Origin of the sequence: Xanthomonas theicola (genome assembly GCF_014236795.1) — a bacterium.
GTDB lineage: Bacteria > Pseudomonadota > Gammaproteobacteria > Xanthomonadales > Xanthomonadaceae > Xanthomonas_A > Xanthomonas_A theicola.
Genome location: NZ_CP049017.1, coordinates 2,808,970 through 2,830,345, shown reverse-complemented (window position 1 = coordinate 2,830,345; position 21,376 = coordinate 2,808,970). Strand labels below are relative to the sequence as shown.

15 protein-coding genes are annotated in these 21,376 nt (G+C 68.6%); 10 read left to right on the top strand and 5 right to left on the bottom strand.

Translation table 11 applies throughout. From position 1 onward, the window contains the following. Positions 1–19: 19 nt before the first annotated feature. Positions 20–1,135, bottom strand: coding sequence for a right-handed parallel beta-helix repeat-containing protein (locus tag G4Q83_RS13250; RefSeq protein WP_386273154.1), 1,116 nt, complete (start codon positions 1,133–1,135; stop codon positions 20–22). Continuing rightward, positions 1,132–3,510, bottom strand: a complete 2,379-nt coding sequence (locus tag G4Q83_RS13245) for a penicillin acylase family protein (RefSeq protein WP_128418559.1) — start codon at positions 3,508–3,510, stop codon at positions 1,132–1,134. The genes G4Q83_RS13250 and G4Q83_RS13245 overlap by 4 nt, the downstream gene beginning before the upstream one ends. 158 nt (positions 3,511–3,668) lie before the next feature. Here G4Q83_RS13245 and bfr point away from each other — a divergent pair, with 158 nt between their 5' ends. Then, positions 3,669–4,151 (top strand): bacterioferritin, encoded by a 483-nt coding sequence (gene bfr, locus G4Q83_RS13240; protein WP_128418558.1) that lies wholly within the window; start codon positions 3,669–3,671, stop codon positions 4,149–4,151. A gap of 84 nt (positions 4,152–4,235) precedes the next feature. On the opposite strand, the gene parC is transcribed toward bfr, so the two are convergent. Beyond that, on the bottom strand, positions 4,236–6,479 hold the full coding sequence (parC, locus tag G4Q83_RS13235) for a DNA topoisomerase IV subunit A (protein ID WP_128418557.1): 2,244 nt from the start codon (positions 6,477–6,479) through the stop codon (positions 4,236–4,238). A 324-nt stretch (positions 6,480–6,803) separates the two neighbouring features. Here parC and G4Q83_RS13230 point away from each other — a divergent pair, with 324 nt between their 5' ends. The 4 genes from G4Q83_RS13230 to G4Q83_RS13215 are packed head-to-tail and all read left to right on the top strand — an operon-like array spanning position 6,804 to position 11,536. Beyond that, positions 6,804–7,253 (top strand): MarR family winged helix-turn-helix transcriptional regulator, encoded by a 450-nt coding sequence (locus G4Q83_RS13230; protein ID WP_128418556.1) that lies wholly within the window; start codon positions 6,804–6,806, stop codon positions 7,251–7,253. A gap of 8 nt (positions 7,254–7,261) precedes the next feature. Further along, positions 7,262–8,743, top strand: a complete 1,482-nt coding sequence (locus G4Q83_RS13225) for an efflux transporter outer membrane subunit (protein ID WP_128418555.1) — start codon at positions 7,262–7,264, stop codon at positions 8,741–8,743. A gap of 10 nt (positions 8,744–8,753) precedes the next feature. Continuing rightward, positions 8,754–9,947 carry an HlyD/EmrA/EmrK family protein gene (locus G4Q83_RS13220; protein WP_128418554.1) on the top strand — a complete coding sequence of 398 codons (1,194 nt, stop codon included), beginning with the start codon at positions 8,754–8,756 and terminating at the stop codon, positions 9,945–9,947. Positions 9,948–9,955: 8 nt separating this feature from the next. Further along, positions 9,956–11,536: a DHA2 family efflux MFS transporter permease subunit gene (locus G4Q83_RS13215; RefSeq protein ID WP_128418553.1), complete on the top strand. Its 1,581-nt coding sequence runs from the start codon at positions 9,956–9,958 to the stop codon at positions 11,534–11,536. A gap of 97 nt (positions 11,537–11,633) precedes the next feature. Here the strand turns inward: G4Q83_RS13215 and G4Q83_RS13210 are convergent, their stop codons facing one another. Together G4Q83_RS13210 and G4Q83_RS13205 are read right to left on the bottom strand one after the other, a co-directional pair. Continuing rightward, on the bottom strand, positions 11,634–12,515 hold the full coding sequence (locus tag G4Q83_RS13210; RefSeq protein ID WP_128418552.1) for an EAL domain-containing protein: 882 nt from the start codon (positions 12,513–12,515) through the stop codon (positions 11,634–11,636). Between the two features lie 7 nt (positions 12,516–12,522). Next, on the bottom strand, positions 12,523–13,566 hold the full coding sequence (locus G4Q83_RS13205) for a CfaE/CblD family pilus tip adhesin (protein WP_158254950.1): 1,044 nt from the start codon (positions 13,564–13,566) through the stop codon (positions 12,523–12,525). A 295-nt stretch (positions 13,567–13,861) separates the two neighbouring features. On the opposite strand from G4Q83_RS13205, the gene G4Q83_RS13200 reads away from it, so the two are divergent. The 5 genes from G4Q83_RS13200 (at position 13,862) to G4Q83_RS13180 (ending at position 21,264) form a co-directional block, all read left to right on the top strand. Beyond that, positions 13,862–14,494 carry a response regulator gene (locus G4Q83_RS13200; protein ID WP_158254949.1) on the top strand — a complete coding sequence of 211 codons (633 nt, stop codon included), beginning with the start codon at positions 13,862–13,864 and terminating at the stop codon, positions 14,492–14,494. 4 nt (positions 14,495–14,498) lie between these two features. Next, positions 14,499–18,680: an ATP-binding protein gene (locus G4Q83_RS13195; protein ID WP_158254948.1), complete on the top strand. Its 4,182-nt coding sequence runs from the start codon at positions 14,499–14,501 to the stop codon at positions 18,678–18,680. Between the two features lie 480 nt (positions 18,681–19,160). After that, positions 19,161–19,907, top strand: a complete 747-nt coding sequence (locus G4Q83_RS13190; RefSeq protein ID WP_128418548.1) for a hypothetical protein — start codon at positions 19,161–19,163, stop codon at positions 19,905–19,907. Between the two features lie 21 nt (positions 19,908–19,928). Continuing rightward, complete coding sequence (locus G4Q83_RS13185) at positions 19,929–20,462, top strand: CS1 type fimbrial major subunit (protein ID WP_128418547.1); 534 nt, start codon at positions 19,929–19,931, stop codon at positions 20,460–20,462. Positions 20,463–20,760: 298 nt separating this feature from the next. Further along, positions 20,761–21,264 (top strand): hypothetical protein, encoded by a 504-nt coding sequence (locus G4Q83_RS13180; protein ID WP_128418546.1) that lies wholly within the window; start codon positions 20,761–20,763, stop codon positions 21,262–21,264. Positions 21,265–21,376: the final 112 nt, after the last annotated feature.

The following is a 21,376-nucleotide window of genomic DNA, read 5'->3' as shown; positions in this document are numbered from 1 at the left end:
CTCGCGGCCGCGACGGCGCCTATTCGAAGCGCACGCAGCGCCCGTAGCGCTCGGGCTGGATGTCGATGCCGGAGGCGTCGGCCTGGTTGTTCCTGCGCCACAGGTTGGGGCGGAAGTCTGCGCCGGTGCAGTTGGCTGCACGATCCACGCCGATCATGTAGGTGTAGGGATTGCCCTTGAAGATGTTGCCATCGAACGTGTTGTCCTGGCTCATGCTGTTGTCCCAGCACAGGATTTCCGGGGTGCGCTGGCGGATCGAGCAGGCCAGGTAGATGCCGGCGCCCTTGTTGTCGGTGAACTGGTTGCCGACGAACAGGTTGCGCCGCGCATCGGCCAGGTACACGCCCTGGCTGCCGTTGCGCTCCAGGCGGTTGTTGCGGATCTCGCTGTCTTCCAGGTGTTCGGTGGTGATGCCGGCGGCCACGTTGTCGTGGATGTAGTTGTCGATCAGCCTGACCTTGGCGCTGCGGTTGAATGAGACCCCGTCCCAGATCGCGCCGGACACGTCGTTGCGCTCGATCAGCAGGTCGCGGCTGTCGTACTCGCTGAGCAGGCAGGCGCTGCGGCATTTGCTCACGCGCAGTCCGGACAGGCGGATGTTCTGGCCGGCGCGCACCACCACCAGACTGTTGCTCAGGTACGGGCGTTCGGGCATGAATTCCTGGTCGGCGCTGCCGCCGACGATCTGCAATTGCTCGATGCCGACGTCGCGGATCGGGCGCTGCGGGCGTTCGTTCTGGTAGTCGCCGACCACGATGACCGGCTGCTGCACGCCGTCGCGCATGCGCAGCACCGTGGCATCGCCCTGGCCGCGCAGGCGCAGGCCGTCGCGCTGGATCGACAGCAGCTTGGTCACGTGGAAGTCGCCGGCGCTCAGGCAGACCGTGGCCGGCTTGCCGTCGTTGGGTACGCGGTCGACCGCGGCCTGCAGGTCGTCGCCCGGTTCGGCGCGCACGCTGCAGGCGGTGGCCGCGGCAGGCGCGGGCGTGGCTGCCGTGGCGCGGCCGCTGCTCAGGCAGGCGGCGAGCGGCAACAACAGGGCGAGCAGGGGGCGTGGATTCATCGGGTACAGGCTCCGCTTGGGGGAGGAGGGATCGTCGCGGCGCCGCGCGCCGCCGGCGCGCCGATCGCTCATTGTCGCGCAGGCGGCCGTAATGTCAGCGTGTAGCGCGCGGGGCCGGGCAGGAACGGCGAGGCGCGGCCGCGCACCCAGTCCTCGTGGCCGGCGCCCCAGAACGGCGACAGCGGATGGCCGCTCTGGCCGCCGGGCATGTGCACGATGCCGTCGGCCTCGTGTCCAGGCGCCACCACCATGCGCTCGGAGGCGCCGAAGTCCGGACGCTGCACCCGCGGCATGTCGTTGTCGCCCGCCAGCGGCGCGGCCGGCATGCACAGCCAGCGCTGCAGCAACGCAGGCAGCGATCGTGCCAGCGGATGGCAGATCGCGGCGGTGTTCTGTTCGCCCCAACTGCGCTGCGCCAGCGGACCGTGCTGGCCGAGCGTGTCGCGGACCTCGACTGCGGCGTCTTCCAGCAACGCCTGCCAGCTGCCGTAGCGGCGCGGCAGCAGATGCGCCGGCTGCTGTTGCAGCAGCGGCCATGCCACCGCCTCCAACTGCGGCAGCGGCGGCATCGCCTCATCCGCGCCCGAGCGGGCGCGGGCCGGGGCGGTCAGGCCGTCGCGGATCCGCGCCAGCAGCGCCAGGCGCCAGGCGCGCACCAGCCGGTAGCTCACCGAATCGGTGCCGGCGTGGCCTTCCCAGTGCTTGCTGGCCTGCGCCAGCGCGTGCAGCGCGGGCGTGGCGGCGGCATTGTCGTGTCGTTGCAGCAGCGCCCACCAGCGCTGCAGCAGCAGCGCGCGGTCATCGAGTTGGATCGCCAGCAATTGGCGCTCGTCGTGCTGTTGGCGCAGGCGCAGGTCGTCGCGGATCTGCCGCGCGCGCGCGCCCAGCGCGTATCCGCCATCGCCGAGCAGCGCCAGTTCGTCGCCGCCGACCACGCGCGCATTGGCGGTCCACAGCTGTCCATCGGCGGGGTCGATCCGCTGTGGCGAGTGCACGGTGGAGATCGGCCAGGGTGCGCAGCGCCGTGCCGGCGGTACCGTCGCGCGGACGTCGTGGACCGGTTCGTCGACCGCGCAGTCGGCGCCGCGTACCGGCAGCGCGCCGAGCACGCGCCAGCCGATGCGGCCGGCCGCGTCGGCCAGCACCAGGTTCTGCGCAGGCGTGGCGATGTGCTGCGCGCTGGCGAAGGCGCCGGCGAGGGAATCGGCGCGGGCCAGATCGGCCAGCCCCAGGTTCAGCGCGCCGGGCAGGTGCGCCACCCAGCGCTGCGCCAGCGCGCTGCCGTCCGGCTCGTGCCGCAGGATCGGACCGTACACGGTGTCTTCCACTTCCAGCGCGACCTCCGCGCCGCCGGCCACCTCGATCCGTTCGCGGTGACGGACGACCGCCGTGCAGCCGGGTTGCGGCCTGGCGGCGCAGGGGCTCACCCGGTACCAGTCGGAGGTGTCGGCATAGCTGTTGGTGAAGCCCCAGGCGACATGGCCGTTGCTGCCGACGACGACCGCCGGCAGGCCCGGCAGCGAAAAGCCGGCGACATCCACGCGGCCGCCCGGCGCCTGCGCGTCGGCGTAGCGCAGCCGCACCCGGAACCACAGGCTGGGCGCACCCAGCCGCAGATGCATGTCGTTGGCGACGATGGCGCGGCCGTCCTTGCTGCGGCTGCCGGCGATCGCCCAGTTGTTGCTGCCGGGTGCGGCAGGCTCCTGGACGCCGCCGCTGGGCGCGGCGTCCGGCAGGTGGCGCAGGTCGACCTGGCTGGCGTCGGGCAGGACCGCGTCGCCGCGTGCCGGCGTGTGCAGGGCGGCGTCCCAACTGCTGCCGTCGTGGCGCAGCAGCGCGAACAGCGCTGCCGGCAAGTGCTGCTGCAGGCGGTACAGCCCCAGTTCGCGGCCGGATTGCGTGCCTTGCAGGTCGAAATACATCGCCTCGCCGGCGAGTGCCGAGTCCACCGGCTGCCATGCGCGCGGGGCCTTGAACAGCAGCAGATACGGCCACGGCCGCACCCGCAGCGCGTGCAGGCCGCCATTGACGCCGGCGCTGTAGGCCCGCAATGCCGCGCCATGGCTGCCGCCGAAGCCGGCCAGTTGCGCGGTGGCGCGCGCGCGCAAACGGTGCACGCGGCGCTGCTGGTCCGTGGCGAGGGTGGCGTTGCCGAGCAACGCGGACAGCTCGCCGGCGGCGGCGCGGCGCATCAGGTCCATTTCGAAGTAGCGCTCCTGCGCATGCACGTAGCCGAGCGCGCGCATTGCATCGGCTTCGCTGCCGGCGTCGATGCCGACCACGCCGAGGGCGTCGCGCTGGATCCGCACCGGCGCCGCCAAGCCGTCCAGATCGGCCTGGCCGTCGAGTGTGGCCAGGCTGCCGCGCAGCAGCAGCCACAGCAGCAGCACCGCCGCGATCGCCAGCGCCGCCAGCCATCGCCCCCATCGTGCCCGCCTGTTCCGCATCCGCGCTTCTCCGTCGGCCAATCCTGAAGTGTAGGCGCGGCTGCGTGTCGCTTCCGCGTCGCCGCGCGCGGGAACCGGGATGCTAATGATTCCGATTGGAACGTCGCGCGCGCGGCTCGGGCATTATGGCCGTCTCGGATGACACGGAGCCTGCCCCGATGAAGGGACACCCTGACGTTGTGCAATGCCTCAAGGACCTGCTGCGCGGCGAGCTCGCCGCACGCGACCAGTATTTCATCCATTCGCGGCGCTACGAGGACCAGGGCCTGCAGGTGCTGTACGCGCGCATCCACCACGAGATGGAAGAGGAGACCGAGCACGCCGACGCGCTGCTGCGGCGCATCCTGTTCCTGGAAGGCGACCCGGACATGCGCCCGCACGCGTTCGCGCCGGGCCGCACGGTCGAGGACATGCTGGAAAAGGACCTGCAGGTCGAATACGAGGTGCGCGCGAACCTGGCGGCGGGCATGGCGCTGTGCGAGCGGCACGGCGACTACGTCAGCCGCGACATCCTGCTTGAGCAGTTGCAGGATACCGAGGAAGACCACGCCTGGTGGCTGGAACAGCAGTTGGGCCTGATCAGGCGCATCGGCCTGGCCCTGTACCAGACTTCGAAGATCGGCGCCGGGGTAGCGGAGTGACGGCCCGCGAGCGTCCTGCCAAGTAGACCAATCGGCCCGAAAGGGCCGATTGGCCGTCACCAATCCCGAATCCCGGCTCCCTGATCACTCCACCGCCAGATCGTCCACCTTCTGCCAGCCGCGCGGCAGCAGTCCGCCGCGGCTGGCGCGCGCGCCCAGGTACGCGTCCAGGTCCTTGAACGACAGCGACATGGTGCGCTGGCCGCTCTTCACCAGCAGCGTGTTGCCCGGCGCGACCGCGGCGATCGCCACCACCCGCTCGGTGCCGAGCTTGGCCTTGGGGATGTCGATGAGCTTGTTGCCCTTGCCCTTGTCCAGCTCGGGCAGGTCGGCGATCGGGAACGCCAGCAGGTGGCCGGCGCTGGTCACCGCGACGATGCGGTCGGTCGCGGCATTGCCGACCGAGGCCGGCGGCAGCACCTTCGCGTTCGGGGTCAGGTGGAGCATCGCCTTGCCGGCCTTGTTGCGGCTGGTCAGGTTCTCGAAGCGGGTGACGAAGCCGTAGCCGTGCGAGGACGCCAGCACCAGCCGGCTGTCGTTGTCGCCGCTGGCCATGGCCTGGAACGACGCGCCGGACGCGGGAGAGAAGCGCCCCGTCAGCGGCTCACCGTTGCCGCGCGCCGAGGGCAGGGTATGGGCCAGCGTGGAGTAGGCGCGGCCTTCCGAATCCAGGAACGCCACCTGCTGCGTGCTGCGCCCGCGCACCGCCGCCAGCAGGCTGTCGCCGTCGCGATAGGACAGGCCGGCCGGATCCACGTCGTGGCCCTTGGCCGCGCGGATCCAGCCCTTCTCCGACATCACGACGGTCATCGGCTCGCTCGGCACCAGCTCGGTCTCGTCGATCGCCTGCGCCGCGCCGCGCTGCACCAACGGCGAGCGCCGCGCGTCGCCGAACTTCTTGGCGTCGGCGACCAGCTCGTCCTTGATCATCTTCTTCAGCTTGGTCTTGCTGGCCAGCACCGCCTGCAGCTGTTCGCGCTCCTTGGCCAGCGCGTCCTGCTCGCCGCGGATCTTCATCTCCTCCAGCCGCGCCAGCTGGCGCAGGCGGGTTTCCAGGATGTAGTCGGCCTGTTCCTCGCTCAGCCCGAAGCGCGCGATCAGCGCCGGCTTGGGCTCGTCCTCGCCGCGGATGATGCGGATCACTTCGTCCAGGTTGAGGAACGCGACCAGCAGGCCTTGCAACAGGTGCAGGCGCCGCTCCACCTTCTCCAGGCGATGGTTGAGCCGGCGCACCACGGTGTCGCTGCGGAAGCGCAGCCATTCCTCCAGCAGGGTCTTGAGGTTCTTGACCTGCGGGCGGCCGTCCAGGCCGATCACGTTGAGGTTGACCCGGTAGCTGCGCTCCAGGTCGGTGGTGGCGAACAGGTGGCCCATCAACTGCTCGGCGTCGACCCGGTTGGAGCGCGGCACCAGCACCACCCGCACCGGGTTGGCGTGGTCGGACTCGTCGCGGATGTCCTCCAGCCACGGCAGCTTCTTGGCGCGCATCTGCTGCGCGATCTGCTCGATCACCTTCGACGGCGACACCTGGTAGGGCAGCGCGGTGACCACGATGTTGGCGTGTTCCTTCTGGAACGTGGCGCGCGCGCGCGCGCTGCCGTGCCCGGTCTCGTAGAGCGCGCGCAGGTCGGCGGCCGGGGTGATGATCTCGGCGCTGGTCGGGTAGTCGGGGCCGCGCACGTGTTCGCACAGGTCGGCGACGCTGGCGTCCGGATCGTCGAGCAGGTGGATCAGCGCGGCGACGATCTCGTTGAGGTTGTGCGGCGGCACGTCGGTGGCCATACCCACGGCGATGCCGGTGGTGCCGTTGAGCAGCAGGTGCGGCAACCGCGCCGGCATCCAGGTCGGCTCGTCCAGGGTGCCGTCGAAGTTCGGCGACCAGTCCACCGTACCCTGGCCCAACTCGCCGAGCAGCACCTCGGCGATCGGGGTCAGCTTGGATTCGGTGTAGCGCATCGCCGCGAACGACTTGGGATCGTCGGTGGAGCCGAAGTTGCCCTGGCCCTCGATCAGCGGGTAGCGGTACGAGAACGGCTGCGCCATCAGCACCAGGGCTTCGTAGCAGGCGCTGTCGCCATGCGGGTGGTACTTGCCGATCACGTCGCCGACGGTGCGCGCGGACTTCTTCGGTTTGGCCGCCGCGTTCAGGCCCAGCTCGCTCATCGCATAGACGATGCGCCGCTGCACCGGCTTCAGGCCGTCGCCGAGGAACGGCAGGGCGCGGTCCAGCACCACGTACATGGAGTAGTCGAGGTAGGCGCGTTCGGCGTATTCGCGCAGCGGCAGCTGTTCGAAACCATGGAAGGCGGGGCGGGCGAGATCGGTCATGCGCAGGGAACACCTATGGGGGGAACGCGGCGGCGGGTGCCGCAGGTCAGCCGGTCGATTATCCGGATGCGGCCGGCGATGCCAAGCCGCGCGTCGCGCTGGCGCGCGAATGGCGCGCAAGGCGTCGACGACGGCGCCGGGGAGCAAGCCGCCCGCGTACGACGGCCCACGGGGTAGGCCGGCTCGGCGATCGGACCGCGCCGCAGTGCGATCCGCCGTCGCGGCGAGGGGGGTGCCGCCAGCGTTGCGCTGCTGCAACGCAGCATTCACTTGGATTCGGTATATTTCCTTGACATATATTTGCAAATGAAAATAATTGCGGCCATGACCACTGCCTCCTCCCCCCCTGGCCCCCCATCGTTCGGTTTGCTGCTGCGGCAGGTGCGCGACGGCCTGATGCGCTGCCTCGATCGGTCCATGGCCGAACTGGAGCTCGATCTCTGCTTCGGTCACTACCTCGGCATGAAGGCGCTGGCGCACATGTCGCCATGCACCGCCAACGAATTGGCCCAGGCCATCGACCAGAACCCCAGCGCGGTCACCCGCCTGCTGGACAAGTTCCAGGACCTGGGCTGGGTGCGCCGTGAAGCGCATGCGCAGGACCGCCGCGCGCTGCAGATCGTGCTGACCGACGAAGGCCGCGCGCTGTGGCAGCAGCTCAAGCAACGCGGCGACGAGGCCATCGCCAGCGCGCTGCGCGACCTCTCCGCCGCCGAGCGCGAGCACCTCACGTCGCTGTTGACCCGCGTCCGCGACTCCCTCAATTCGCCATGAATCCGCTCATGAATCTCTCCGCTTCGTCCCATCGCCTGCGCCCGTTCGCGGCCGCGGCATTCACCTTGGCGCTGGCCGCCTGCGCCAGCAGCCGCGGCCTGGAGCCGCAGGGCCGCCGGCTCGACCCCGACCGGCAACTGCAGGCCGGCAAGACCCTGGCCGCCGACCGGCTGGCGCCGGCCGCCTGGCCGCAGCAGGACTGGTGGACCGCGCTGGGCGACCCGCAGCTCGACGCGCTGATCGCCGAAGCGTTGCAGGGCACCCCGGACCTGGAGGCGGCCGACGCGCGCCTGCGCCTGGCGCAGGCACAGGCCGGCGCGGCCAACGCCGACCGCGGCGCCAAGCTGTCGCTGTCGGCCGGCTACACCGGGCTGCAGCTGCCCAAGGGGCTGGCCGGCGACAAGATCGGCGGCAAGTACATCCACAACGAGCAGGCGCTGCTGGACTTCAGCTACGGCTTGGACCTGTGGGGCGGCAAGCGCGCCGCCTGGGAAGCGGCGGTGGATCAGGCGCATGCGGCGCAAGTCGATGCGCAGGCCGCGCGCCTGGACCTGTCGGCCGGCGTGGCCCGCGCCTATGCGCAGCTCGGCTACGCCTGGCGCCTGTACGACCTGGCCGGCGAGGAACTGGCGCGCTCGAACGACAGCCTGAAGCTGGTGCAGCAACGTCGCGACGCCGGCATCGACAGCGACCTGCAGCTGCGCCAGGCGCAGGCGCGGGTGCCGGCGGCGCGCCAGCAGCAACAGGCGGCGCAGCAGCAGATCGACGAGGCGCGCACCGCGCTGGCGGCCTTGCTCGGCCGCGGTCCGGACCGCGGCCTGCAGATCGCGCGCCCGCGCCCGCTCGACCCGGTGACGGTGCAGCTGCCGTCGGTGCTGCCGAGCGACCTGCTCGGGCGCCGGCCCGACGTGGTCGCCGCGCGTTGGCGGGCCGAGGCGGCGGCGCAGGGCATCGGCGCGGCCAAGGCGCAGTTCTACCCCAGCATCAACTTGCTCGCGCTCGGCGGTGTGGCCGCCACCGACCTCGGCGACCTGTTCAAGCACGATGCGCTGCTCGGCGTGTTCGCGCCCAGCCTGAGCCTGCCGCTGTTCGACAGCGGCCGCCTGCGCAGCCAGCTGGCCGAGCGCGACGCGCAATACGACCTGGCCGTGGCCAGCTACAACCAGGCGTTGGTGGCGGCGCTGCGCGAGGTGGCCGACCAGGCCAACGCGGCGCGTTCGCTGGCGCAGCAGGCGCAGCAGCAGGCGCAGGCGGTGGGCACCGCGCAGGCCGCCTTCGACCTGGCGCAGCAGCGCTACCGGGCCGGCATCGGCAACTACCTGGAGGTGCTGAGCGTGCAGCAGCCGCTGCTCGAGGCGCAGCAGCGCCTGGCCGTGCTGCAATCCAACCAGATCCTGGTGTCGGTGCGCCTGAACCAGGCGCTGGGCGGCGGCTACGACGCCACCCCCGCGGCCGACGCGCCGTCGACCTCTTCCGTTTCGCATTCCTGAGACCGCTGCAATGAACCAGACAACGACTCCCGATTCCTCCGCCCCCGGCCCCGCCCCCGGCCGCAGCCGGCGCGGCCGGTTGCTGCGCGGCCTGGCCGTGGTGGTGGTGCTGGTGCTGGTCGCGCTGGCGATCTGGTACTTCGTCTCCGGCCGCTGGCACGAAGACACCGACGACGCCTACGTGCAGGGCAACCTGGTGCAGATCACGCCGATGGTCGCCGGCACCGTGGTCGGCATCGGCGCCGACGACGGCATGCGCGTGGAGCGCGGCCAGTTGCTGGTCAAGCTGGATCCGGCCGACACCCAGGTCGCGTTGCAGCAGGCCGAGGCCAACCTGGCGCGCAGCGTGCGCCAGGTGCGCGGCCTGTTCCGCAGCGTGGAAGGCGCGCAGGCCGAACTGTCGTCGCAGCAGGCGACGCTGCAGCGCGCCCGCGCCGACGTCGCCCGCCGCAGCAGCCTGGTCGCCAGCGGGGCGATTTCCGCCGAGGAACTGGCGCATGCGCGCGACCAGCTGGCCGCCGCCGAGGCCGCGGTCAGCGGTTCGCGCGAGACGGTGGCGCGCAACCGCGCGCTGATCGACGACAACGGCGTGGCCCGCCAGCCCGACGTGCAGGCCGCCGCCGCGCAGGTGCGCCAGGCCTTCCTCAACAACGCCCGCAGCGCGATCGTCGCGCCGGTCTCCGGCTACGTCGCGCGGCGCTCGGTGCAGGTCGGGCAGCGCGTGCAGCCCGGCGCGGCGCTGATGGCGGTGGTGCCGCTGGAGCAGGTGTGGGTGGAAGCCAACTTCAAGGAAACCCAGCTCAAGCACATGCGCCTGGGCCAGCCGGTGGAGCTGGAGTCGGACCTGTACGGCGGTGCGGTGCGCTACCAGGGCACGGTGCAGAGCCTGGGCCTGGGTACCGGTAGCGCGTTCTCGCTGCTGCCGGCGCAGAACGCCAGCGGCAACTGGATCAAGATCGTGCAGCGCGTGCCGGTGCGCATCGCCGTCGATCCCAAGCAGCTGGCGCAGAACCCGCTGCGCATCGGCCTGTCGATGAAGGTGGACGTGAACCTGCACCAGCAGAACGGCGGCGTGCTGCCGACCAAGTTCGCCACCGGCACGCTGCTGGGCACCGACGTCTACGCGCAGCAGCTGGGCCAGGCCGACGCCGCCATCGCGCAGATCATCCACGCCAACCTGCCCGACGCGTCCAAGGCGAACTGAGTCCGGCCATGTCCAACCAAGCTGCCATTCCTGCCGCGCCCGGGGCTCCGGGCGTACCGGCCGCCGCCGGGTTCCGCCCGCCCAGCGTGGCCTTGTGCACGGTGGGCCTGGCGATGGCCTCGTTCATGCAGGTGCTCGACACCACCATCGCCAACGTCTCGCTGCCGACCATCGCCGGCAACCTCGGCGCCAGTGCGCAGCAGGCGACCTGGGTGATCACCTCGTTCGCGGTCAGCAACGCGATCGCGTTGCCGCTGACCGGCTTCCTGAGCCGGCGTTTCGGCGAGACCAAGCTGTTCGTGTGGGCGACGCTGGCGTTCACCATCGCCTCGCTGCTGTGCGGCCTGGCGCAGAGCATGGGCATGCTGGTGGTGTCGCGTGCGATCCAGGGCTTCGTGTGCGGGCCGATGTATCCGATCACGCAGAGCCTGCTGGTGTCGATCTACCCGCGCGAGAAACGCGGGCAGGCGTTGGCGCTGCTGGCGATGATCACCGTGGTCGCGCCGATCGCCGGTCCGATCCTGGGCGGCTGGATCACCGACAACTACAGCTGGGAATGGATCTTCCTGATCAACGTGCCGCTGGGCATCATCGCCGCGATCGTGGTCGGCGCGCAGCTGCGCGACCGCCCGGAACCGGTCGAGCGCCCGCGCATGGACTACGTCGGCCTGATCACCCTGGTCATCGGCGTGGGCTGCCTGCAACTGGTGCTGGACCTGGGCAACGACGAGGACTGGTTCAGCTCGGACAAGATCGTGGTGCTGGCCGCGGTCTCGGTGGTGGCGCTGGCGGTGTTCCTGATCTGGGAACTGACCGACAAGGACCCGATCGTCAACCTGCGGCTGTTCCGCCACCGCAACTTCCGCGCCGGCACCCTGGCGCTGATCGTGGCCTACGCCGCGTTCTTCAGCGTGTCGCTGCTGATCCCGCAGTGGCTGCAGCGCGACATGGGCTACACCGCGATCTGGGCCGGCCTGGCCACCGCGCCGATCGGCGTGCTGCCGGTGATCATGACCCCGTTCGTCGGCAAGTACGCCCCGCGCTTCGACCTGCGCCTGCTCGCCAGCATCGCCTTCATCTTCATGGCCGCGACCAGCTTCATGCGTTCGGACTTCAACCTGCAGGTCGACTTCGCGCACGTGGCCGGGGTGCAGTTGCTGATGGGCGTGGGCGTGGCGCTGTTCTTCATGCCGGTGCTGCAGATCCTGCTGTCGGATCTGGACGGGCGCGAGATCGCGGCCGGCTCCGGCCTGGCCACGTTCCTGCGCACGCTGGGCGGCAGCTTCGCCGCCTCGCTGACCACCTACTTCTGGGCCAAGCGCACGCAGATGCACCACGCGCACCTCACCGAGCACATCTCGATCTACACCCCGGGCATGCAGGAGCAGGTGCAGGCGATGGGGCAGGGCGATCTGCAGACCGGCGCGGCCTTCCTCAACAACACCATCAACCACCAGGCCTCGCAGATGGGCTTCAACGACATCTTCTACCTGCTGGGCTGGGTGTTCCTGGGCATCATCTTTTTCCTGTGGCTGGCCAGGCCGCCGTTCGCCGGCGGCGGCGGAGCGGCCGCCGCCGGCGGGCACTGAGCCACGCCGCCGCTCGCGCCGGCGGCGTGGCGGCGGCGCACCGGGTTGGCCGGCGATCGTGAGGGTGGAGCGCGCCAGCCTGCGGCCCCGGTGCGGATCAGTTGATCGCGTGCCAGCAGTGGTGCAGGTGACCGTGCCTGGACAGCACGCGCAGCTGCGCATAAGGCACCGGCCGGCACAGCGCATGGCCCTGGATGGCGGTTGCGCGGGTCATGTCCAGCGTGGCCAGCATGCGCAGTGCGTCGGCCGATTCGATGCCTTCCAGCACGAAGTCCAGTGCCAGTTCGCGGGCCAGCTGGTAGCTGTGCCTGATCAGCGTCATCCGCATCGGGTCGTTGGCGCAGTCGTGGGTCAGTTCGCTGGACAGCTTGATTTCGCTGAAGGTCGCGAAGTCGAGCAGGCGCAGCAGCGAGGAGTGGCCGGTGCCGTAATCGTCCAGGGACAGACGCAGGCCGTTGCCGCGCAGCGCCTGCATCCGTTGTTTCAGCGATCGGCTCGGCCGCCCGGCCGATGTTTCGAGCAATTCGAGGGTCAGCTGCCCGCTCAGGCGGTTCTGCGCGCGTTCCAGCTCGCGCAGGAAGCCGTCATCGTCGAGCGATTCCATCGCGACATTGACCGACAGCGGCATCGGTTGCCCGTGCGCCTGTTCCAGCAGGCACAGTGCCTTGCTCGCCTGGTCGAGCACATGGCAGTCCAGTTCGGCCAGGCGTCGCTGGCTGCGCAGTCCGGCCACCAGCGCGCGTGGGAAACATGCGCCACGCCGCGGCTCCTTCTCGCGCAACAGCGCCTCGATGCTGTGCAGGCCGCCGTCGGTGCGGTAGATCGGCTGGTAGCGCAGGTGCAGCGCGGCGATGTCCTGGCCGACGCAGGGGCCGTCCGCATCGACGAGCGCCGCGTCGGCCTGGGCCGGCGCGGCGGGTCTTTCCATGCGGGCATGGCGCCAGCGCGGCATGGGCGCGGCGTGAAGGTCGTTCAGCATGCGTGGCTCACGTGGAGGGGGTGAAATGGACCCGCAGGACGCCGCTGTAACGGCCGGCCGGCTTGCTCGCGTAATCCTGGGGAGAGACTTTCACTCGCAGGGTCCATGGTGCGCAGGTCACGTCCATGGGCAGTCCCGGGATACGCGTCGTGCGCTTGAACCGCGCATCGATGCGAGCGAAGCGCTTGATCTGGCCGTACTGCCATGCGATATCGCGCGCGCCGTCGCTGCCGGGAGCGCTGCTCAGCACTTGGTAGGCGATCGGTGTGTTGTCCACGGCGTTGTGCAGTTCGAAGCGGCCGTTGCCGGATTCGGGGTCCAGCAACTGCAATTCGTAGTCCATTGGCTCCCGGCCCCGGCCATCGTAGAGGCACAGCGCGATCTCGCCGCTCGGCGGCGCGCCGGCCGCGCGGCTGCGCAAGGGCATGGAACGTCCCTTCGGAAAATAGATGGCGGCGCCATCGTCGTCGATGTCCAGGGTGATGTCGTAGCCATACGTGGCCATTGCACCGGCGGCCTGCCGCGCGTCCAGTCGCAGCGTGGCGTGCCAGGTGCCGGCCGGCAGCGCGTTGACGCTGCCGGCCGGCAGGCGGATCGAGTAGGTGCGCGCGGCCACCTGGGCCCCGGCCGGCGGCGGCGCCGTGGAATTCAATGCCATCTTGAGCTGGCCGCCGCCGCTGCCGGCCGGGTCGGCCCAACTGCTCCAGGCGAGCAGCTGCAGCGGGACGCTGTGGCCGTTCTGGTCGGTGAACGTCAGGCCGATGGGGGTGGCGGCGTCGCGCTGGTCGGTGTGCTTGTCCGGGCACGCGCCAGTGGCCGGGCTGTTGCCGGGCGCACAGGCCAGCCATGTCGCCGGGGCCTGCGCCTGCGGGTCCAGACGCGCGAACACCTGGTTCTCGGCGATCACCAGGTCCTGGCTCATGTGGGTTCTGGCGCTGAGCCTCACCTGCCGCGTGCCGCCGGGCGCAGGGGTTTGCGCCGCTGCGGCGCCGGCATGGGCGGACAGCAGGGCGGCCAGCGAGAGTGCAGCAATGTGGGTGGGCGTTTTCATGATGGCGGCTGTGTGTGTGCATGTGCCTCTGCAGCCACAGGACATGCGGTGGATGGGGCAGCGCGGCGGGCGTCGGCGTACGGACGCCCACCAGGCTCCTCCGGGTGGAGGAGCCCATGGCGGCTGCTGCTTTTGAATGCGTGGATGATGCCGCGCCGCGCGCGCGAGGCGAACTGGAAAATTCCGGATTTGCCGTTTACGGGGAATGCATGCTTGTTGGGCCTTTGCCGGTTGATATAGTTCAGGCATGCAGCCGGCATGCGCTGCAATATCAAGGACGCTGGGAGATACATGCATGACGAGACGAGTGGTGGTGGCCGACGACCATCCGGCGGTGGTCCAGGGATGTCGTTTCGTGCTCGGCGTCGACGGCTTCTATGACGTCGTCGCGACCGCGGCCAACGGGCCCGAGTTGCTGCAGGTGCTGACGACGGTCCGCTGCGACCTGCTGATCGTCGACTACAACATGCCCGACAAGGAGGGCGACGGCATGCAACTGCTCAAGCTGCTGCGGCGGCGCCATCCGATGCTGCCGATGCTGCTGTTTTCGGCGCTGGACAACGTGGCGCTCATCACCCAGGTGCTGGAGCTGGACAACATCGGGATCATGCACAAGTCCAGCGATATCATGGAGCTTCCCAACGCGGCCAACGCGCTGCTCTTCGGGCGGCGCTACATCGATGCGCGGATACAGGACCGCCTGCTGCAGGCCGATGCCCAGCGCCTCAGCAACCAGGTGGAACTGACCGGCCGCGAGATCGAGGTCATACGCCTGTTGGCGCAGGGCAGTTCTCCGGCGGAAGTGGCGCAGGCGCTCAGCCGCAGCATCAAGACCGTGAGCTGGGCCAAGATCTCGGCCAAGCGCAAATTGGGCGTGGCCTCCGACGCGCAGTTGTTCCAGTACTTCCGCGAACTGCATGGAGGTTGATCGAATGACGGCCAGGCTGTTGTGGACGCTGTTCGTCGGCTGGACGGTGCTCTGCATGGCGCCGTCCACGGCGCGGGCACAGCAGCCTGGAACGCAAGCGCCGTTGGTGGTGGGGTTTTCGCGGCAGGGATTGGCGCCGCTGGCGCATCCCAGCGAGCATGGAGCGACCGGCTACAGCATCGACTACCTGCGCCGGCTGGCCCAGTCCGCCGGGTGGCAACTGGCCTATCGCAGCTATCCCACGTTCCAGGACAGCCTGGATGCGCTGTGCCGGGGCGAGATCGACATCGTCCCGGACGTGATCGTCAACGAGCAGCGCAGCCGCTGCCTGATCTTCACCACCCGCTATCTCGACTCGCGACCGGTGCTGGTGACGCGCAATGCAACGGCGCCGATCACCGGCGACAACTGGCGGACATTCCGTTTCGTCGCCGAACGCGGACAGGCGGTGGCGCAATGGCTGGCGCAATGGCCCGGACCGGTGCCGCCGTTGCTGGTGGAGAACACCCGCGCCGCGCTGGCGGCGGTGGAGGAGAAGCGGGCCGACGCGTATCTGGGAGAGCCCTATCAACTCGACGGCGTGTTCAAGCGTTCCGGCTTTTCCGACCTGCAGGTCCGCCCGCAGTCCATCTACGACGATGCGGGTCTGCATTTCGCGCTCTCCTGGCGCGCGGAGGCATTGCGCGCGCGTCTGGACGCGGCGATGGCGGCAATGCCGCCGGGCGAACTGGCGCGGCTGCAAGCGCACTGGCTGGATCAGCGGACCGTGCAGTCGCGCACGGCCGCCGACACCATCACGCCCGGGCAGCGCGCCATGCTGCAGCGCCAGGCGCCGCTGCGGCTGGGATTCGTGCCGAGCGCGCAGCCGATCGGCTTCCTGGACGACGACGGCGCCCCGCAGGGGATCGCGTCGGGCTATCTCGACTATCTGACGCGGCAAACCGGGTTGCAGGTGGAGCCGGTGCCGGTCAGCGGTTCGGCGCAGGCACGGGCGCGTGCCGAGCGCGGCGAACTGGACATGCTGATGCCATTGGAGGCGATGGACGAACGCGTACCCGGTTGGGCCTATACCAAGCCCTTCACCACCGTGACCTACGTGGTGGTGGCGCGTGCGGACGCGCTCACCTATTCGGCACTGGAAGGATTGGACCATGCCGCCCTGGCGGTGCCCGACCATCCGACCTTGCGCCGCGTACTGGGCAGGCGCCTGCCGCACAGCCGGCTGGCGCCGGCGGGAAACGACCGGCAAGGGTTGCAGATGGTGCTCGACGGGCACGTCCAGGGCTATGTCGGCAACCTCGCGGTGGTGGACGCGCTGATCGCCCGCGAGTTCTCCGGGCGGCTCAAGGTGGTCGCGCCCACCGATATCTCGATGGGGCTGCTCATCGCCGTCTCCCCCTCCCATGCCGAGCTTGTCCCGATCATCGACAACCTGATCGACGCCATGCCCCGGCAGCAGCGGCGCCGGATCGACGACCACTGGCTGCGCAATTCCTACCAGTTCGGCGTCTCGCAGCGGCGGGTGTTCGCGCTGGTGGGCGGCAGCATCCTGGCATCGGTGCTGGTGATCGCGCTGGTGCTGCGACTGTACCTGGCATCGCGCAGGCGCACGCGCGCGCTGCAGGTCGCCGAGCAGCGCCTGACCGGCCAGCTGCACTTCAACAGCCTGCTGCTGGACGCCTACCCGTTGCCGGTGGCGGTGAAGGATGGCCAGCAGCGTTACGTGCGGGTCAACCGCGCCTACCAGGACGCGTTCGACGTCAGCGAGCAGGGCCTGGTCGGACAACGCATGCAGGACGTGTCGCACTACGCTCCGGACCTGCGCCAACGCGTGATCGCGGCCACCGGCGAGGCGCTGGCCAGCGGCGAGCCCAATCGGCGCGAATACGTCGTGCCCGATCGCCACGGCCGCCGCAGGATCTGGTTGAACCTGATCCAGCCCTATCGCCTGGATGGCGCGACCAGCGCCGGCGTGCTGAGCACCTTCATCGACCTGACCAGCATCCGCGAGGCCGAGCAGAAGGCGCGGCGCCTGGAGTCGATGCTCTCGCGCATCACCGCCAACCTGCCGGCCACGGTGTTCGAGATCCGCGCCGATGGCGATGGCGCGTTCTGTTTCAGCTACGTGGCCGGCAACGTCGAGGAGCTGTTCGGCCAGTCCAGCGAGCGGCTGGCCGCCGAACCGCAGTGGCCGGCCACCTGCCTGTCGGCGGCCGACCATCGCAGGGCCAGGCGCCGCTTCGCGCTGTCGGCCGCGCGGATGCGGCCGCTGTCGCTGGAATTCCAGGTCGCGGCGCACTGCGGCGGGAAGTGGCTGCGCACCGAGGCGGCGCCACGGCGCGAGGAGGACGGCACGCTGGCCTGGAGCGGGGTCTGCTCGGACATCACCAAGGCCCGCGAATACGAGTCCGAACTGGCGCGCACCACCGCGCTGGCCGAAGTGGCCGCGCGCAGCAAGGCCAACTTCCTGGCCACCATGAGCCACGAGATCCGCACGCCGATGAACGGCGTGCTGGGCCTGCTGGAAATCCTGTCGCGCTCGCCGTTGCCGGAGGAAGCCGGCGCCATGCTGTCCACGGTGATGCAGTCGGCGCGCTCGCTGCAGCACATCCTCGACGACATCCTGGACCTGTCCCGGCTGGAATCGGACCAGGTGCAGATCGTGACCGAGCCGGCCGACCTGGTGGCGATGCTGGAGAACGTGCTGTCCACCATCGGCCATCGCGCGCACGACAAGGGCCTGCGGCTGCGCTGCCATGTCGATCGGCGGGTCGGGCGGCGCTTGCAGCTGGACGTGATCCGGCTGCGCCAGGTGTTGATGAACCTGATCAGCAATGCGATCAAGTTCACCCATCACGGGCAGATCCGCGTCGCGTTGCAGGTGGAGGAAGAGCAGGGCCCGTTGCAGACCATCCGCTTCGAGGTGCGCGACACCGGGATCGGGATCACCCCGGCGCAGCTGGAAAAACTGTTCGAGCCGTTCTCGCAGGCCGACGATGCGATCGCCCGCCAATACGGCGGTTCGGGCCTGGGATTGATGATCTGCCGGCGCCTGGTGCGGCTGATGGGCGGCGACATCGCCATGCACAGCGTGCATGGCCAGGGCACCGCGGTGTCCTTCGCGGTGCGCATGCCGTGCGTGGAAGCGTCGCCGCCGCCGTCGGCCGGCGCGCCGCGCGTCGGCCTGGCGCTGGGCGAGCCGTCGCGGCGCGAGGACGTGCGCCAGCAGCTGCTGGCGCTGGGGGTGGAGCCGGTCGATGGCGCCGCATCGCCCGCCGCGCCGGTCGCGCTATGGCTGCTGGACGAGGCTGCGGCGCAGGTGCCCGGGGTGCCCTGCGCATGGGTGGTCGACGAGCCGCTGACGCTGGGCTACGCCGAGCCGTCCGGCCGCCTCTTGCTGAGCGTCAATCCGTTGAGCCGCAAGGCCTTGCAGCAGGTGCTCGGGCGCCTGCTGCCGCGCGCGCCGTCCGGCCCGGTGGCGGCGCCCGCGCCGGCGCCGCGTTCCGGATTCCTGGAGTACGGCAGCGTGCTGGTGGTGGAGGACCATCCCACCAACCAGATCCTGCTGCGCCAGCAGCTGATCGAACTGCAATGCATGCACGAGATCGTCGGCAGCGGCCGCGATGGCATGGCGGCGCTCGCCGCGCAATCCTTCGCCCTGGTCCTGAGCGATTGCTACATGGCCGGCATGGATGGCTACCGCATGACCGAGCTGATCCGTGCCGGCGAAGCCGCCGGCCAGCGCCTGCCGATCGTCGGCATGACCGCCAGCACCCTGCCGGAGGAGCAGGAACGCGCGCGCGCCGCGGGCATGGACATGTTGCTGCTCAAGCCGATCGGCCTGGAACAGCTGGAAGCGGTGCTGCGACGCTACCTGGGCCCGCCGGAGCCGCTGGCGTCGGCGGCGCAGAGCGTGCGCGACGGCGTGCGTGCGGCGATGCGGCAGGCGTTCGTCGACGAGACCGCCAAGGACCTGGGCGCACTGGACCAGGCCATGGCCGCCGGCGATCGCGGCGGCGCCCGCGACAGTCTGCACAAGATCGGCGGCGGCCTGGCGGTGCTGGGCGAACGCGGACTGTCCGCACAGGCGCGCGCGCTGCTGGAGGCGCTGGCCGCCGACCAGCCGGGCATCGAACCGGGGCTGCACGCCTTCGAACGGCAATTGCGCCAGCAGTTCGCGCTGTGAGCGGGGGCGTGGCGCGCGGCCGGGTCCCGGCCGCGTGGCGCCATCGCGCGTGGCGCGGCGCGCGAGCGCGTCTGCGAAGACGCCCCGGCCGCGCGTCGGGCGACTTCCGACGCCCGCGACGCAGCGGCGACGCAGCGGAGTAAGCCGGCGGCAGGCCGTCCGCGCCCTGCGCGCGCCCGGCCCTGCGCGCCTGGCGCAGGCGTGCCGGGTGGCTTGGTGGTGGAGGTCCGGCCAGCCTCCGGCCACGGCGTCGATCGGCTAGCGCCTGGCCCGGCATGCGCCTGCGCAGCGCCGTTTCCAGAAAAATCCAGTTAACCCCTCCCTGGAAAACTCTTACAGTCTGCCTCGCTTCGAGGGACGTGCCAGGCGAGTCCGGCACAGCCACCACGCTCGATGCGTGTCCGGTCGCCGCATCCCGCAGGCGACATCCGGCGCAGATCCGGACTGGCGCCGTCGCTCATCAATTTTCTGGAGATAGTCATGTCTAGTTTCCATAGGCGTCGCGTGTTGTTGCTGGTGCTCGGGGTATTGGCGGCGGGCGCGGCGCAGGCCGCGATCCAGGTCACGCCGATGTCGGTGACGCTGGCGGCCGACAGCAAGGGGGTCGGCAAGTTCGAGGTCGTGTCCCAATCCGACGCCACCCAGTATCTGAAGGTCTATGTCCGCCGCGTGGAGTCGCCAGGGAGGGCGGACGAGCACGAGGTCGACGCCACCCCGACCAACGGCCGCGACCTGGTGGCGATGCCGCAGCGGCTGGTGCTGCCGGCCGGCGCGACGCGGATGGTGCGGCTGGCCGCCCAGGCGCTGCCGGAACAGGACGCGGTCTACCGTGTGTACGTACAGCCGGTGCAGTCGCCGGACAGCGACCTGCCGGCGGCGGGCGATACCGCCAGCGCCGGCGTGCAGGCGAAGGTGGGCGTCTCGATCACCTGGGGCGTGCTGGCGCTGGTCAAGGCCAGGCAGCCGAGCATCCAGCTGGAGCTGGCCGACGCCGGCAAGTCGCTGCGCAACGCCGGCACCAGCCGTGCCCGCCTGGAGACGATCGAGTATTGCCCGACCGCCGCGGCCGGGGAGCAATGCCGGTCGGTGGAGCTCAAGCGCAACATCTATCCAGGGCAGGTCATCGCATTGCCGGAGCGTCCGGCATCGATGCGGACCTGGGTCGTGCACTATCGCGACGAGGACAGCGCGGTGATGCGGAAAGTATTAGAGCCAGCGGCTCTATAAAATCGGCAATGACGATAGTTCATGCCATCCATCGAAAATGAAAAAGGAAAAATTATGAAGTTCAATGCTCTCGCTGTCAGTGCGGTTGCAATGATGTTGGCAACGGCTCCTGCTTTCGCTGCAGACCAAAATATTGAAGTTAAATTGAAAGTTGCATCTAATGTCTCCATCAATAATCAGGATGGTACTCTTTTTAAAGAAATCGAACTTAAGAAAGTGCCATTTGGCCAATATATTAAATACGCTGCAGAAACCCCGGTTGTATTCAATACAAATGACGTCAATCACGATATTGTTGTGACGCCTTCTGAAATGAATATTTCAGGTCACAATAGCTCGGAAAATTATAATCTAAGGGTTATTATTGGTGGAAAGGATTTGACCCTCAATAAGCCAACTACTTTTTCTTCTTCTGAATATCACGGGGCGACTGCTTTCACTTCTATGGATTTCGCTGTTGCTATACTTGATCCGAGTACCGCTAGCTATGCCCAAAATCTGCCGGCGGGCGACTATTCCGGCACCATCGCGCTGAGCATCACGCAATCCACCTGAGGCTGGATTCGCCGTATTTCTTCGGATTGGCGGCGGTTCTGGTTACTCAGCGAGGCTTCCCCCGGCCGGTGGCCATATCGGCACCATTCTACTGTGCATTACTCAGTCTGCCCGAGAGAACATTCAGCATCGCTTGTTGTCATGGAGTGGGTTGACTATCTGCTTCGCTCGCTACTCACTTGGTTGAGGGTGCCTGGCACGGGGGCTGCGACCTCATCGACTTGTGCGGTGTGTTTCCTCGCCTGTAGTGGCTTCTATACAGTTCATATAATTTCTCTGGAATAAGGATTGTAATATAATGAAAATAAATGCAATAGTCTATAGCGCCGCTCTGGCGTCGACCGTGCTGTTGGCGGCTCCCGCTCTCGCGACCGATCAGAATATCGCTGTCAATCTGACAGTTGAATCGGATGTCGTACTGAAGAAGAGTGACGGCTCTATTTTTGATAATATCGAGCTCAAGAATGATAATTCTGGCAAGAAACATCGTTATTATTCATATGAAACGGTTATATTTTATACGAACGATATGACCAAGAACATCATCGTCACGCCTACGAAGATGGATATTGAAGATGCAAAAAGAACTGAAAAGCACGATCTTTATGTTTATCTTGGAGGTAAGGAAATAGCTGTTGGTAATCGGGTCAATTTTACTCCGTCTGAATACTGGGATAGTGTTAAATTCCTGCCATTGGATTTCAAAGTTGGTGTTAAGCCTAGTAAAGAAATTTTGGATGGTGGGCTGCCGGCGGGCGACTATTCCGGCACCATCGCGCTGAGCATCACCCAGGGCGCCTGAGGCTGGATTCGCCGATGACGCTGTAATAGAGCGGGTTGCTTCCCGCTCGCTTGTCCTCCTGCCGGCACGCATGCGCCGGCAGGTGGATGTTTGAATGATGTAGCCGCCTGCT

Coding starts and splice junctions, on each gene's coding strand:
- G4Q83_RS13200 (WP_158254949.1), top strand. CDS start 13,862: ATGACGAGACGAGTGGTGGTGGCCGACGACCATCCGGCGGTGGTCCAG.
- G4Q83_RS13225 (WP_128418555.1), top strand. CDS start 7,262: ATGAATCTCTCCGCTTCGTCCCATCGCCTGCGCCCGTTCGCGGCCGCG.
- G4Q83_RS13185 (WP_128418547.1), top strand. CDS start 19,929: ATGCCATCCATCGAAAATGAAAAAGGAAAAATTATGAAGTTCAATGCT.
- G4Q83_RS13210 (WP_128418552.1), bottom strand. CDS start 12,515: ATGCTGAACGACCTTCACGCCGCGCCCATGCCGCGCTGGCGCCATGCC.
- G4Q83_RS13215 (WP_128418553.1), top strand. CDS start 9,956: ATGTCCAACCAAGCTGCCATTCCTGCCGCGCCCGGGGCTCCGGGCGTA.
- G4Q83_RS13190 (WP_128418548.1), top strand. CDS start 19,161: ATGTCTAGTTTCCATAGGCGTCGCGTGTTGTTGCTGGTGCTCGGGGTA.
- G4Q83_RS13220 (WP_128418554.1), top strand. CDS start 8,754: ATGAACCAGACAACGACTCCCGATTCCTCCGCCCCCGGCCCCGCCCCC.
- G4Q83_RS13205 (WP_158254950.1), bottom strand. CDS start 13,566: ATGAAAACGCCCACCCACATTGCTGCACTCTCGCTGGCCGCCCTGCTG.
- G4Q83_RS13250 (WP_386273154.1), bottom strand. CDS start 1,135: ATGAGCGATCGGCGCGCCGGCGGCGCGCGGCGCCGCGACGATCCCTCC.
- G4Q83_RS13230 (WP_128418556.1), top strand. CDS start 6,804: ATGACCACTGCCTCCTCCCCCCCTGGCCCCCCATCGTTCGGTTTGCTG.
- parC (WP_128418557.1), bottom strand. CDS start 6,479: ATGACCGATCTCGCCCGCCCCGCCTTCCATGGTTTCGAACAGCTGCCG.
- G4Q83_RS13195 (WP_158254948.1), top strand. CDS start 14,499: ATGACGGCCAGGCTGTTGTGGACGCTGTTCGTCGGCTGGACGGTGCTC.
- bfr (WP_128418558.1), top strand. CDS start 3,669: ATGAAGGGACACCCTGACGTTGTGCAATGCCTCAAGGACCTGCTGCGC.
- G4Q83_RS13180 (WP_128418546.1), top strand. CDS start 20,761: ATGAAAATAAATGCAATAGTCTATAGCGCCGCTCTGGCGTCGACCGTG.
- G4Q83_RS13245 (WP_128418559.1), bottom strand. CDS start 3,510: ATGCGGAACAGGCGGGCACGATGGGGGCGATGGCTGGCGGCGCTGGCG.